Origin of the sequence: Ensifer sp. Root558, assembly GCF_001427045.1 — a bacterium.
In the GTDB taxonomy this organism is placed as follows: Bacteria; Pseudomonadota; Alphaproteobacteria; order Rhizobiales; family Rhizobiaceae; genus Ensifer; species Ensifer adhaerens.
This window is the reverse complement of the sequence record NZ_LMGC01000035.1, coordinates 368,936-382,768: the sequence shown is the minus strand read 5'-3', so window position 1 is coordinate 382,768 and position 13,833 is coordinate 368,936. Positions and strand designations below refer to the sequence as shown.

Sequence of the window (13,833 nt, the reverse complement as noted above, 5' to 3'; positions counted from 1 at the left end):
TTCAGACACCTCCCGCTGCTGCTCAATACTAGTCCTACGCACGAAAAAGCCCGCCAAAATGGCGGGCTTTCAGTTTCCTTGGCACTTCAAGTCTAGCGCTTAATCCTCGGATTCGGCTGGCGTTTCCGCTGCGCCGTTCTCGACGGCCGCCTCTTCGCCTTCCTCTTCGTCGCTTTCCGGTTCGCTGATGCGCTCGACCGAAACGACCTTCTCGTCCTTGGCGGTCGAGAAGATGGTAACGCCCTTGGTCGCGCGGCTCGCAAGCCGGACGCCATTGATCGGCACGCGGATCAATTGGCCACCGTCGGATACAAGCATGATCTGGTCGTTGTCTTCGATCGGGAAGGCCGCGACGAGCACGCCAATTTCCGTCGTCTTCGACGTGTCGGTGGCACGGATGCCCTTGCCGCCACGGCCCGAAGTCCGGAAATCGTAGGACGACGAGCGCTTGCCGAAGCCCTTCTCCGAGACCGTCAGCACGAACTGTTCGCGTGCCTTCAGTTCCTCGAAGCGTTCGTTCGACAGTTCTCCGCCGTCAGCGACTTCCTCGCCGACCAGAGCGATTTCTTCCTCGTCGCCGTTCGTCGCCCGACGTTCCGCTGCAGCGCGCTTGAGATAGGCGGCACGCTCCCACGGTTCGGCCTCGACATGGCCAAGGATCGCCATCGAGATGATGCGGTCGCCGTCGCCGAGATTGATGCCACGAACGCCGATCGAGTTGCGGCCGGCAAAGACGCGCACGTCGTCGACCGGGAAGCGGATGCACTGGCCGAGCGCTGTCGTCAGCATGACGTCGTCATGCTCCGTACAGGTGTCGACGGAAAGGATCTCGTCGCCCTCTTCCTCGAGCTTCATCGCGATCTTTCCGTTGCGGTTGACCTGAACGAAGTCCGACAGCTTGTTGCGGCGAACCGTGCCGCGGGTCGTCGAGAACATGACGTCGAGGTTTTCCCAGGTTGCCTCATCCTCGGGCAGCGGCATGATTGTCGTGATGCGTTCGCCGGGTTCCAGCGGCAGCATGTTGATCAGCGCCTTGCCGCGCGATTGCGGCGTGCCTATCGGCAGGCGCCAGACCTTCTCCTTGTAGACGATGCCACGCGAGGAGAAGAACAGAACCGGCGTATGGGTATTGGCAACGAATAGCCGGGTAACGAAATCCTCGTCCCGGGTCGCCATGCCCGAACGGCCCTTGCCACCACGGCGCTGCGCGCGGTAGGTCGTCAGCGGCACGCGTTTGATATAGCCGAGATGCGAGACGGTCACGACCATGTCTTCACGGGCGATGAGATCCTCATCGTCCATGTCGGGGCCGCCTTCCATGATCTCGGACCGGCGCGGGGTGCCGAACTCGTCGCGGATGGCGACGAGTTCGTCCTTGACGATGCTCATGATACGCAGGCGCGACGACAGGATGTCGAGGTAATCCTTGATTTCCTCGCCGATCTTGTTGAGTTCGTCGCCGATTTCGTCGCGGCCGAGCGCTGTCAGGCGCTGCAGGCGCAGGTCGAGGATGGCGCGGGCCTGCTCTTCCGAGAGGTTGTAGGTGCCGTCCTCGTTGATGCGGTGGCGCGGGTCGTCGATGAGGCGGATGAGGCTCTCGACGTCATGGGCCGGCCAGCGGCGCTCCATCAACTGCTCGCGCGCCGTCTGCGGGTCGGGCGCATGGCGGATGAGCTTGATGATTTCGTCGATGTTGGCAACCGCGATGGCAAGACCGACGAGCACATGGGCACGGTCGCGCGCCTTGCGCAGCAGGTACTTCGTACGCCGGCTAACAACTTCCTCGCGGAACGAGACAAAGGCACGCAGCATGTCGAGCAGCGTCATGTGCTCGGGCTTGCCGCCGTTCAGTGCCACCATGTTGCAGCCAAACGAGGTCTGCAGCGGCGTGTAGCGGTAAAGCTGGTTCAGGATGACATCGGCATTGGCATCGCGCTTCAGTTCGATGACGACGCGGTAGCCCTGGCGGTCCGATTCGTCACGCAGGTCCGAGATGCCTTCGATACGCTTCTCGCGGACCAGCTCGGCCATCTTCTCGATCATCGTCGCCTTGTTCACCTGGAACGGGATCTCGGTGATGATGATCTGCTCGCGGTCGCCGCGCATCGGCTCGATATGGGCGCGGCCGCGCATGATGACGGAGCCGCGGCCGGTCTCATAGGCCGAGCGGATGCCCGAGCGGCCAAGGATCAGCGCGCCAGTCGGGAAATCCGGGCCGGGGATGATTTCCATCAGTTCCGGCAGTTCGATCGCCGGATTGTCGATCAGCGCCATGCAGCCGTTGATGACTTCGACCAGGTTGTGCGGCGGAATGTTCGTCGCCATGCCGACGGCAATACCGCCGGCGCCGTTGACGAGCAGGTTCGGGAACTTCGCGGGAACGACCGCCGGCTCCTGCAGGGTGCCGTCATAGTTGTCGCGGAAGTCGACCGTTTCCTTGTCGAGATCGTCGAGCAGCGAATGCGCGGCCTTCTGCAGGCGGCATTCGGTGTAGCGCTCGGCCGCCGGCGGGTCGCCGTCGACCGAACCGAAGTTGCCCTGGCCGTCGATCAGCGGCAGGCGGAGCGACCAGTCCTGCGCCATGCGCGCCAGCGCGTCGTAGATCGCGGCGTTGCCGTGCGGGTGGTACTTACCCATCACGTCCCCGGTCACACGGGCGCATTTGACGTATTTCTTGTTCCAGTCGATGCCGAGCTCGCTCATCCCGTAGAGGATGCGGCGGTGCACGGGTTTCAGACCGTCACGCACGTCGGGAAGCGCGCGGCTGACGATAACGCTCATCGCGTAATCGAGATAGGACCGCTGCATTTCCTCGATGATGGAAATCGGCTCGATGCCTGGCGGAGTTTTTCCGCCGCCGGGGGTGCTTTGCTCAGTCAATGGTGATCACGATCTTTGTTCAGAATCAGTCGGATATTTATAGCGGATTGCCATCGGAAGCGCCAATTTGCGGCCTTTGGCGCCACTTGCCCCCCGGACTGTGAAGATGTCCTTGTAATGCCTTGATTCGCTGTACGATTCACCCAGTTATCCCGATCGGGATCGATGAGCCGCACAGCAGTTGTGAACAGTCTTTTGCCGCCGGAGCAGGCTTTTCTAGGGCATCGCGCCGGAAATCGGAAGACCCTGTCCGTCAAAGCCCGACTCGCCGCGGATTTCCAGCCTCTACGCTCGCAGCGATTGCTGATTAAGTCATTGCTGAGACTTTGTTTGTCTGCCCCTTCCCAATGCCCGGCCGCTTGCCTAACAATGTAGACATGCCACCGGGAAAACCCGGGGCAAAATCCGGAAGGGGAAACGGATGTTCAATGTCGACCTCCTGGTCAATGCGCTGACGACGCTTCTCGTCACGCTCGATCCGCCTGGCCTCGCGCCGATCTTCCTGAGCCTCACGGTCGGCCTCAGCCGGCAGGAGCGCTTTCAGGTGGCCACCCGTGGCTCGCTGATCGCCTTCTTCATCCTGGCGGCCTTTGCGCTCTTCGGAAACAGCATCCTCGGCCTGCTCGGCATCTCGATCGGCGCCTTCCGTATCGCCGGCGGCCTGCTGCTCTTCTGGATCGCCTTCGAGATGATTTTCGAGAAGCGCCAGGAGCGCAAGGAAAAGACCGGCGAGAATGCGACAGTCAAGGACCACATTCACAACATCGCGGTCTTCCCGCTGGCCCTGCCGCTCATTGCCGGGCCAGGCGCGATTTCGGCAACGATCCTGCTTGCCGGCTCGTTCCCGACCGCTGTCGAGCGCACTCAGCTCCTGATCGTCATCGCGCTGTCGATGCTCAGCCTGTTTCTGGCGCTGGTCATCGCTGAACGCGTCGATCGCTTTCTCGGCGTCACCGGCCGCGCCATCCTCACCCGACTGCTCGGCGTAATCCTGGCAGCACTCGCGGTGCAGTTCGTCGTCGACGGCGTCAAATCCGCGATGACGACCTGAGGTCGGATGGCTGGGCGCATCCTTCGCCCGATGCAGTCGAAGAAGACCGGAAACGAAAAACGCCACGTCCCGAGGACGTGGCGTTTTTTCTGTAAATAGGATCCGCTTGCGATCAGAACGGAATATCGTCGTCCATGTCGCGCGAGAAGCCGCCGCCCTGGCCGCCTTGACCGCCCTGGCCACCGCCCGAGCGACCGCCGCCAGAGGACTGGCGCGGCTGGTCGTAATCGTCGTAACCGCCGCCGCCATAGTTGCCGCCGCCGCCGAAGTCACCCGCTCCACCGCCGCCGCCACGGCTGACACCGGAGCCGCCGCCTTCGCCGCGGCCGTCAAGCATGGTCAGCGTCGAGTTGAAGCCCTGCAGCACGACTTCGGTCGAGTAACGGTCGTTGCCGTTCTGGTCCTGCCACTTGCGGGTCTGCAGCGCGCCCTCGATGTAGAGCTTGGCGCCCTTCTTCACATATTGCTCGACAACCTTGCAGAGGCCTTCGTTGAAGACCACGACCGTGTGCCATTCGGTCTTTTCCTTGCGCTCACCGCTGTTGCGGTCGCGCCAGGTCTCCGACGTTGCAATGCGCAGGTTGGCGATCGGCCGGCCGTCCTGCGTGCGCCGGATTTCCGGGTCTGCCCCGACATTTCCGATCAAGATCACCTTGTTGACGCTTCCAGCCATGTTGCTTTTCCCGTGGTTTCACCGGGCCATGGACCCGGCTTGGAATTTCAAGAGCGCGCATCTTAGCGGCCTGATGCCGCCGATACGCCCCGCCTCGCACATAATCCACAACAGTTTTGGTCGTTTTATGGGCGATTTGTTCTTTATTTGTTCTAGTATTTGGCTATGATCCTGTCAACCGACTCGAATTGGCCGCCTGTTTTGCCGATTGCGCCTCGACATGGGCGTTGGCGTCATTACATAGGGGGCTTTCAACCGACATGCAAAAGCTGGCTTCCGATGAGTGAACTCAAGACCATCTCCATTCGTGGTGCGCGCGAGCACAATCTGAAAGGCATCGACCTCGATCTGCCGCGCAACAAGCTGATCGTGATGACCGGCCTTTCCGGCTCGGGCAAGTCCTCGCTTGCTTTCGATACGATCTATGCCGAAGGCCAGCGCCGCTATGTCGAAAGCCTTTCGGCCTATGCGCGCCAGTTCCTCGAAATGATGCAGAAGCCGGACGTCGACCAGATCGACGGCCTGTCTCCGGCGATCTCGATCGAGCAGAAGACGACGTCGCGCAATCCGCGCTCGACGGTCGGTACCGTCACCGAAATCTACGACTATATGCGCCTGCTCTTTGCGCGCGTCGGGGTCCCCTATTCGCCGGCGACGGGTCTGCCGATCGAAAGCCAGACGGTGAGCCAGATGGTCGACCGGGTGCTCGAATTCGGTGAAGGCACGCGCCTCTATATTCTTGCGCCGCTCGTGCGCGGCCGCAAGGGCGAGTACAAGAAAGAACTCGCCGAACTGATGAAGAAGGGCTTTCAACGCGTCAAGGTCGACGGCACCTTCTACGAGATCGCCGAGGTGCCCGCACTCGACAAGAAGTACAAGCATGACATCGACGTCGTGGTCGACCGCGTGGTCGTGCGGCCCGACCTCGCCTCGCGCCTTGCCGACAGCCTTGAGACCTGCCTGACGCTCGCCGATGGCCTCGCAGTCGCCGAATTCGCCGACAAGCCGCTGCCACCCGAGGAGACCGCTGCCGGCGGCTCGGCCAACAAGTCGCTGAACGAAACCCACGAGCGCGTGCTGTTTTCGGAAAAGTTCGCCTGCCCGGTTTCCGGCTTCACCATTTCCGAGATCGAGCCGCGGCTGTTCTCGTTCAACAACCCCTTCGGCGCGTGCCCGACCTGCGACGGTCTCGGCAGCCAGCAGAAGATCGACACGGCGCTGATCGTGCCGGAAGAGCACCGGACGCTGCGCGACGGCGCAATTGCGCCCTGGGCGAAATCCTCCTCTCCCTACTACAACCAGACGCTGGAAGCGCTCGGCAAGGTCTTCGGCTTCAAACTCGGCAGCCGCTGGAACGAGCTGTCGACTGCGGCGCAGAACGCGATCCTGCACGGAACGGAAGAGAAGATCGTCTTCCATTACGAGGACGGTGCCCGCTCCTACAACACCACCAAGAACTTCGAGGGCATCGTGCCCAACCTCGAGCGCCGCTGGAAGGAAACCGACAGCGCCTGGGCGCGCGAGGAGATCGAGCGCTACATGTCGGCTGCGCCCTGCCCGGCTTGCGCCGGTTTCCGCCTGAAGCCGGAAGCGCTGGCGGTCAAGATCGACAAGCTGCATATCGGTCAGGTGACCGAAATGTCGATCCGCGTTGCACGCGACTGGTTCGAGGTCCTGCCGGAGCATCTGAATGCCAAGCAGAACGAAATCGCCGTCCGCATCCTGAAGGAAATCCGTGACCGACTGCGCTTCCTCAACGACGTCGGTCTCGAATATCTGAGCCTGTCGCGCAATTCCGGAACGCTCTCAGGCGGTGAAAGCCAGCGCATTCGGCTGGCCTCGCAGATCGGCTCCGGCCTCACCGGCGTTCTCTACGTGCTCGACGAGCCGTCGATCGGCCTGCACCAGCGCGACAACGCCCGCCTGCTGGACACGCTTCGGCATCTGCGCGACATCGGCAACACGGTGATCGTCGTCGAACATGACGAAGACGCGATCCTGACGTCCGACTATGTCGTCGATATCGGCCCGGCTGCCGGCATCCATGGCGGCGAAGTCATCGCGCAAGGGTCGCCGTCGGACATCATGGCCAATCCGAAATCGCTGACCGGCAAGTATCTGTCCGGCGAGCTTTCGGTTGCCGTTCCCTCCGAACGCCGCAAGCCGAAGAAGAAAAAGGAAATCACCGTCGTCGGCGCCCGCGCCAACAACCTGAAGAACGTCACCGCCTCGATCCCGCTCGGCGTCTTCACCGCCGTTACCGGTGTCTCCGGCGGCGGCAAGTCGACCTTCCTGATCGAGACGCTCTACAAGGCCGCCGCCCGCCGCATCATGGGCGCGCGCGAAAACCCGGCCGAGCACGACCGCATCGATGGCTTCGAGCATATCGACAAGGTGATCGACATCGACCAGTCGCCGATCGGTCGTACCCCGCGCTCGAACCCGGCAACCTATACCGGCGCCTTCACGCCGATCCGTGACTGGTTCGCCGGCCTGCCGGAAGCCAAGGCACGTGGATATCAGCCGGGCCGGTTCTCCTTCAACGTCAAGGGCGGCCGCTGCGAGGCCTGCCAAGGCGACGGCGTCATCAAAATCGAGATGCACTTCCTGCCGGATGTCTACGTCACCTGCGACGTCTGCCACGGCAAGCGCTACAACCGCGAAACGCTCGACGTGCATTTCAAGGGCAAGTCGATCGCCGACGTGCTCGACATGACCGTCGAGGAAGGCGTCGACTTTTTCGCCGCCGTTCCCTCGGTGCGCGACAAGCTCGTCACGCTCAACCAGGTCGGCCTCGGCTATATCAAGGTCGGCCAGCAGGCCAACACGCTCTCGGGCGGTGAGGCCCAGCGCGTCAAGCTCGCCAAGGAACTGTCGAAGCGCTCGACCGGTCGCACGCTCTACATTCTCGACGAGCCGACCACCGGCTTGCATTTCCACGATGTCGCCAAGCTTCTTGAAGTTCTGCATGAGCTCGTCAACCAGGGCAATTCGGTCGTCGTCATCGAGCACAATCTCGAAGTCATCAAGACTGCCGACTGGGTGATCGACTTCGGCCCTGAAGGCGGCGACGGCGGCGGCGAAGTCATCGCCAAGGGCACGCCGGAAGACGTGGTCAAGGAAAAGCGGTCCTATACCGGCCAGTTCCTGAAGGAGCTGCTGGAGCGCCGGCCGATGAAGAAGGTCGAAGCAGCAGAGTAAGTCTGCCGATCTGGTCGGCGCGCTTTAGGAGCGATCACGGCATGATGCGGCCTGCTCGTCTGGAAGATCTGGCCGCCGTTCAAAGCGTGACGGAGGCGGCCTATGAGCCCTATCGGGCGCTCTTTGGTGGGCCGCCGCTCCCGGTCACCGAGGACTACGCGCCTCGCATCCTTCGCGACGAGGTCTGGCTTCGGGAGCGAGATGAGGTTGTCTCGGCACTTGCCGTTTTCGAACGGCACGCCGATCACCTTATGATCTTCAGCCTTGCGGTTGCCCCGGCCTATCAGCGCCAGGGGTTCGGCATCGAATTGCTGCGCTTCGTGGATGCCAAAGCGGCCGAGTGGGGCTTGCCGGAGGTGCGGCTCTACACCAAGTCACGCATGGAGCGAAACATCGCGCTCTATCGCGCCTATGGATTTCAAGAAACGGGTCGCCGACCCAATCCCTATCGTCCAGGGTGGGCACTCGTGGACATGACGAAATCGATCAAAGACTGAAAAGCACGCGGTCAAGCGATGGCCGTTGTTGAGGAGGATGGCATGGCAAAATCCGGAAAGATCCGCGTTGGTATCGGCGGCTGGACCTTCGAGCCCTGGGAAGGCACCTTCTATCCCGACACGCTGGCAAAGAAGCGGCAGCTCGAATATGCCGGCAAGCAGTTGCGGGCAATCGAGGTGAACGGCACCTACTATTCGTCGCAGAAGCCGGAGACCTTCGCCAAGTGGGCGTCGGAAGTGCCCGACGATTTCATCTTCTCCCTGAAGGCGAGCCGCTTCGTCACCAACCGCAAGGTTCTCTCGGAAGCCGGTGAATCCATGGAGCGATTCCTGACGCAGGGACTGACCGAGCTTGGGCCTCATCTCGGCCCCATCCTCTGGCAGTTCGCGCCGACGAAGAAGTTCGAGCCCGACGATTTCGAAGGCTTTTTGAAGCTTCTGCCGGATAAGCAGGACGGCTTGCCGCTGCGCCATGTGGTCGAGGTCCGCAACCCGACCTTTCAGTCTCCGGATTTTGTCTCCCTGTTGGAGAAATACGGCGTCGCCGTGGTGCTCGCCGAGCATGCGGACTATCCGATGATCGCCGATGTCACTGCCGATTTTGTCTATCTGCGCCTGCAAAAGGGCAGCGACGACATCAAGACTTGCTATGCTGCCGACAAGCTCGACCTCTGGGCCGAACGCGCCAAGGCGTTTGCGGCGGGCGACGAGCCGAGTGGGCTTGAAAAAAGCGCGCCTGATCGCACGGCCAAGAAGGAGCCGCGTGACGTGTTTGCCTACTTCATCACCGAGGGCAAGGTGAATGCGCCGAACGGCGCACGCGAGCTGCAAAAGCGCGTCGATTGAGATCAGCAGGGCCAGACCGCGCGCAGACGCGTCTGGCCCGCCTAGGGCGCATCCGCGCCCGAGAGCCCCACCACGCTTGGAGTCTCGTGCCTGTCGCAAGGCGTTGATGTTCAGGCGTGCCGAGGCCGCGCCGACGTCGGCTGCGAACCAAATGCCGGTGCTTACGGGACCGCCAAAAAACGAATCACTGCCCCACCCCATATCGCTTTCACCGATGCAACCGAGCCTGCCGTAAGGGACACTTTTTATGCGGGTTTTTACCCGTCAAAATTTCGATTGCGTGCCGACCGTTGCGTCAGTCTCACAGGCAACCTCCGGAAGTGCCTGATTTTCATGGCGTTGACCGATGTCCCCGTTTTCCACAGCCGGTCCACACAACATCTAGGGCTCAAACTTCCGTCACAAACCACCCCTTGACGCCTCCGGACGATTCACGGTTAATGGATTTCACGTTGCAACGGCGGCGGACCGGATTGTTCAAGTCCCGGTTCCTCTCCCCAAATCGGCGGTTCTGAAAGGCGGCAGTCATGGATTTCACCATGGGGTCGCCCTGAGGATTTCTGTGCGATTTTTCGGGTCCACCGGGGCAATATTTGGCTGGCATGAAGAAGTTGTTGATACTATATTTAGTATTTGCAGACAGCCTATCTCACAAGATACAGGGTCACCCAGTTATGGGTTTCTCTCCAAGGACGGAAGCTGAGACTGGCTGCGGGATGCCCCTCGCGGCCGGGCGGGGACAATTGCGCCTGTGGCGGGCGCTAGGCAACACGAAGGACCAGGGACAATGAAGATCGAACGTCGTTTCACAAAAGCCGGGCAATCCGCTTATGCGGAGATCGAATTCCGCAAGGCTACGAGTGAAATCAAGAACCCCGATGGTTCGATCGTTTTCCGCCTTGCCGATATCGACGTGCCGGCTCAGTTCAGCCAGGTTGCCGCCGACATTCTCGCCCAGAAGTATTTCCGCAAGGCCGGCGTTCCCGCCAAGATGAAGCGCGTCGAGGAGAACGATGTCCCCTCCTTCCTCTGGCGCGCGGTTCCCGACACGGATGCGCTGAAGGCGCTGCCGAAGGATGAGCAGTACGGTTCCGAAACCGATGCCCGTCAGGTCTTCGATCGCCTGGCCGGCACCTGGGCCTATTGGGGCTGGAAGGGCGGCTACTTCGACACCGAGGAAGACGCTTCGGCCTTCCAGGACGAACTTGCCTACATGCTCGCCACCCAGCGCGTCGCGCCGAACTCGCCGCAATGGTTCAACACCGGCCTCCACTGGGCCTATGGCATCGACGGCCCCGGCCAGGGCCACTTCTATGTCGACCCCTTTACCGGCAAGCTGACCAAGTCCAAGTCAGCCTATGAGCATCCGCAACCGCATGCTTGCTTCATCCAGTCGGTCGGTGACGATCTCGTCAACGAAGGCGGCATCATGGATCTGTGGGTGCGTGAAGCGCGCCTGTTCAAGTACGGTTCTGGCACCGGCTCCAACTTCTCTTATCTGCGCAGCGAAGGCGAAAAGCTCTCGGGCGGCGGCAAATCCTCCGGCCTGATGTCGTTCCTGAAGATCGGCGACCGTGCTGCCGGTGCCATCAAGTCGGGCGGCACCACCCGCCGCGCCGCCAAGATGGTCGTCGTCGACATCGACCATCCGGATATCGAGGAATACATCAACTGGAAGGTCAAGGAAGAGCAGAAGGTTGCCGCCCTCGTCACCGGTTCCAAGGTCGTCGCCAAGCATCTGAAGGCGATCATGAAGGCCTGCGTCAACTGCGAAGGCACCGACGACGCCTGCTATGACCCGAAGCAGAACCCGGCGCTGAAGCGCGAGATCCGCGCGGCCAAGCAGGCGCTGGTTCCGGAAAACTACGTCCAGCGCGTTATCCAGTTCGCGAAGCAAGGCTACAAGGACCTTGAGTTCAAGACCTACGACACCGACTGGGATTCGGAAGCCTACCTCACGGTTTCGGGCCAGAACTCCAACAACTCGGTCTCGATCAAGGACGACTTCCTGCGCGCCGTCGAAGCCGATGGCGACTGGCACCTGACCGCCCGCAAGGACGGCCGCGTCATGAAGACGCTGAAGGCACGCGACCTCTGGGAATCGATTTCCTACGCCGCCTGGGCGTCGGCCGATCCGGGCCTGCACTTCAACACGACCATGAACGACTGGCACACGAGCCCCGCTGCCGGCCCGATCCGCGCATCGAACCCGTGCTCGGAGTACATGTTCCTCGACGACACCGCCTGCAACCTCGCCTCCCTGAACCTGATGATGTTCAAGGACGCGGCGACCAAGCGCATCAACATTGCAGACTACGAGCACGCCGTCCGCCTGTGGACGATCGTTCTCGAAGTCTCGGTCATGATGGCGCAGTTCCCGTCCCGCGAGATTGCCGAGCTTTCCTACGAATACCGCACGCTCGGCCTTGGCTACGCCAACATCGGCGGCCTCTTGATGTCCTCGGGCATTCCCTATGACTCGACCGAAGGCCGCGCCATCGCCGGTGCGCTGACGGCGATCATGACCGGTGTCTCCTATGCCACCTCGGCCGAGATGGCCGAAAAGCTCGGTCCGTTCCCGGGCTTTGCGCCAAACCGCGACAACATGCTGCGCGTCATCCGCAACCATCGCCGCGCCGCCTATGGCGAGACGACCGGTTACGAAGCGCTTTCGGTCAACCCGGTCGCGCTCATCCATGCCGACAATCCGGACCAGGACCTCGTCATCCACGCCATGAGCGCCTGGGACAAGGCACTGGAACTCGGCGAAAAGCACGGCTATCGCAACGCCCAGGCAACGGTTATCGCGCCGACCGGCACGATCGGCCTCGTCATGGACTGCGACACGACCGGCATCGAGCCTGACTTCGCGCTGGTCAAGTTCAAGAAGCTCGCCGGCGGCGGCTACTTCAAGATCATCAACCGCGCCGTTCCGGAAGCGCTGCGCTCTCTCGGCTACAGCGAAAGCCAGATCGCCGAAATCGAAGCTTACGCAGTCGGTCACGGCAACCTGAACCAGGCTCCGGCGATCAACCCGTCGACGCTGAAGGCCAAGGGCTTCACCGACGAGAAGGCGGAAGCCGTCAACGCCGCGCTGAAGTCCGCTTTCGACATCAAGTTCGTCTTCAACCAGTGGACGCTCGGCGCCGACTTCCTCAAGGGCACGCTGAAGGTCTCCGACGAACAGCTCGCTGCGATGGACTTCAACCTGCTCGACCACATGGGCTTCTCCAAGAAGGACATCGAAGCGGCGAACATTCACGTCTGCGGCGCGATGACACTCGAAGGTGCACCGTTCCTGAAGAACGAGCACCTGCCCGTCTTCGATTGCGCCAACCCCTGCGGCAAGATCGGCAAGCGTTATCTCTCGGTCGAAAGCCACATCCGCATGATGGCGGCCGCCCAGCCGTTCATCTCGGGCGCGATCTCCAAGACGATCAACATGCCGAACGAGGCGACCGTCGAGGACTGCAAGAACGCCTATATGCTTTCGTGGAAGCTGGCGCTGAAGGCAAACGCGCTCTACCGTGACGGCTCCAAGCTGTCGCAGCCGCTGAATGCCTCGCTGATCGAGGACGACAAGGACGAGGATGCACTGGAGGATCTGATCCAGGCGCCCGCCGCCGCCCAGGCCGTCACCATCACCGAGAAGATCGTCGAGCGCGTCATCGAGAAGGTGATCCGCGCCCGCGAAAAGCTGCCGAACCGCCGCCAGGGCTACACCCAGAAGGCCGTCGTCGGTGGTCACAAGGTGTATCTGCGCACCGGCGAATTCGGTGACGGCCGCCTCGGCGAGATCTTCATCGACATGCACAAGGAAGGGGCCGCCTTCCGTGCGATGATGAACAACTTTGCCATCGCCATCTCGCTCGGCCTGCAGTACGGCGTGCCGCTCGAAGAATATGTGGAGGCCTTCACCTTCACCAAGTTCGAGCCGGCCGGCATGGTCCAGGGCAACGACGCGATCAAGAACGCGACGTCGATCCTCGACTACGTCTTCCGCGAACTGGCGGTTTCCTATCTCGGCCGTCACGACCTCGCCCATGTCGACACGTCAGACTTCGGCAACACCGCGCTCGGCAAGGGCATTCAGGAAGGCAAGACCAACCTGATCTCGACCGGCTGGACCCGCGGCTACAAGCCGACGATCGTCGGCGGCACCGGTGACCGGGCCTCCAGCGAGCCGAAGGGCTCGTCGACGGCAGCCCCTGCCCGCGCCTCCTCTGGCGCAACCGTAACGGCGATCGCCGGAAACACGGTGCGCAAGATCGAGACGACGACGGCGATCGCAACCTCCGAAATCGTCGCCTTCAAGCGCGACTATGAAGAGCGCGCTGCTGAACTGGCAGAAGAGATCGCCGACGAAGTCGAGCAGGAAGTAACCGCCCTCTTCTCCGACAAGGCGGCCGCCGAAGCGGCATCGGCCAAGTCGGACGCCAAGAAGGTGGAAGCTGAGCGCCGCGCCCGCTCGATCATGCAGGGCTACACCGGCAACATGTGCACCGAATGCCAAAACTTCACGATGGTGCGCAACGGTACCTGCGAGAAGTGCGACACCTGCGGCGCGACGAGCGGCTGCAGCTAAGCGGCCCGTCGTCGTCGTTGATGACGACGACGATCACCATCATTGCCAACCCGAGGTTTTCCTCGGGTTGGATTTCTCTAGAGAACAAAACGAGAATTTA

The 13,833-nt window shown here is 61.8% G+C and carries 7 protein-coding genes; 5 read left to right on the top strand and 2 right to left on the bottom strand.

Going from position 1 to position 13,833, the window contains the following annotated elements:
* Positions 1 to 99: 99 nt before the first annotated feature.
* Entirely contained in the window at positions 100 to 2,880 is a 2,781-nt protein-coding gene (gene gyrA / locus ASD63_RS28265) for a DNA gyrase subunit A (protein WP_034791267.1), read from the bottom strand.
* A 421-nt stretch (positions 2,881 to 3,301) separates the two neighbouring features.
* On the opposite strand from gyrA, the gene ASD63_RS28260 reads away from it, so the two are divergent.
* Positions 3,302 to 3,931, top strand: a complete 630-nt coding sequence (locus tag ASD63_RS28260; protein WP_034791266.1) for a MarC family protein — start codon at positions 3,302 to 3,304, stop codon at positions 3,929 to 3,931.
* Positions 3,932 to 4,043: 112 nt separating this feature from the next.
* Here ASD63_RS28260 and ASD63_RS28255 read toward each other — a convergent pair whose 3' ends face one another.
* Positions 4,044 to 4,604 (bottom strand): single-stranded DNA-binding protein, encoded by a 561-nt coding sequence (locus ASD63_RS28255; protein ID WP_034791264.1) that lies wholly within the window; start codon positions 4,602 to 4,604, stop codon positions 4,044 to 4,046.
* Positions 4,605 to 4,883: 279 nt separating this feature from the next.
* Here ASD63_RS28255 and uvrA point away from each other — a divergent pair, with 279 nt between their 5' ends.
* From uvrA to ASD63_RS28235, 4 genes are all read left to right on the top strand, one after another.
* Entirely contained in the window at positions 4,884 to 7,805 is a 2,922-nt protein-coding gene (gene uvrA, locus ASD63_RS28250; RefSeq protein WP_034791261.1) for an excinuclease ABC subunit UvrA, read from the top strand.
* Between the two features lie 44 nt (positions 7,806 to 7,849).
* Entirely contained in the window at positions 7,850 to 8,302 is a 453-nt protein-coding gene (locus ASD63_RS28245; RefSeq protein ID WP_051659220.1) for a GNAT family N-acetyltransferase, read from the top strand.
* Between the two features lie 42 nt (positions 8,303 to 8,344).
* Positions 8,345 to 9,148: a DUF72 domain-containing protein gene (locus ASD63_RS28240; RefSeq protein WP_034791394.1), complete on the top strand. Its 804-nt coding sequence runs from the start codon at positions 8,345 to 8,347 to the stop codon at positions 9,146 to 9,148.
* Between the two features lie 787 nt (positions 9,149 to 9,935).
* Entirely contained in the window at positions 9,936 to 13,733 is a 3,798-nt protein-coding gene (locus ASD63_RS28235) for a vitamin B12-dependent ribonucleotide reductase (protein ID WP_034791212.1), read from the top strand.
* The last annotated feature ends 100 nt before the right edge of the window (positions 13,734 to 13,833 follow it).

Coding starts and splice junctions, on each gene's coding strand:
- ASD63_RS28260 (WP_034791266.1), top strand. CDS start 3,302: ATGTTCAATGTCGACCTCCTGGTCAATGCGCTGACGACGCTTCTCGTC.
- ASD63_RS28255 (WP_034791264.1), bottom strand. CDS start 4,604: ATGGCTGGAAGCGTCAACAAGGTGATCTTGATCGGAAATGTCGGGGCA.
- uvrA (WP_034791261.1), top strand. CDS start 4,884: ATGAGTGAACTCAAGACCATCTCCATTCGTGGTGCGCGCGAGCACAAT.
- ASD63_RS28245 (WP_051659220.1), top strand. CDS start 7,850: ATGCGGCCTGCTCGTCTGGAAGATCTGGCCGCCGTTCAAAGCGTGACG.
- ASD63_RS28240 (WP_034791394.1), top strand. CDS start 8,345: ATGGCAAAATCCGGAAAGATCCGCGTTGGTATCGGCGGCTGGACCTTC.
- ASD63_RS28235 (WP_034791212.1), top strand. CDS start 9,936: ATGAAGATCGAACGTCGTTTCACAAAAGCCGGGCAATCCGCTTATGCG.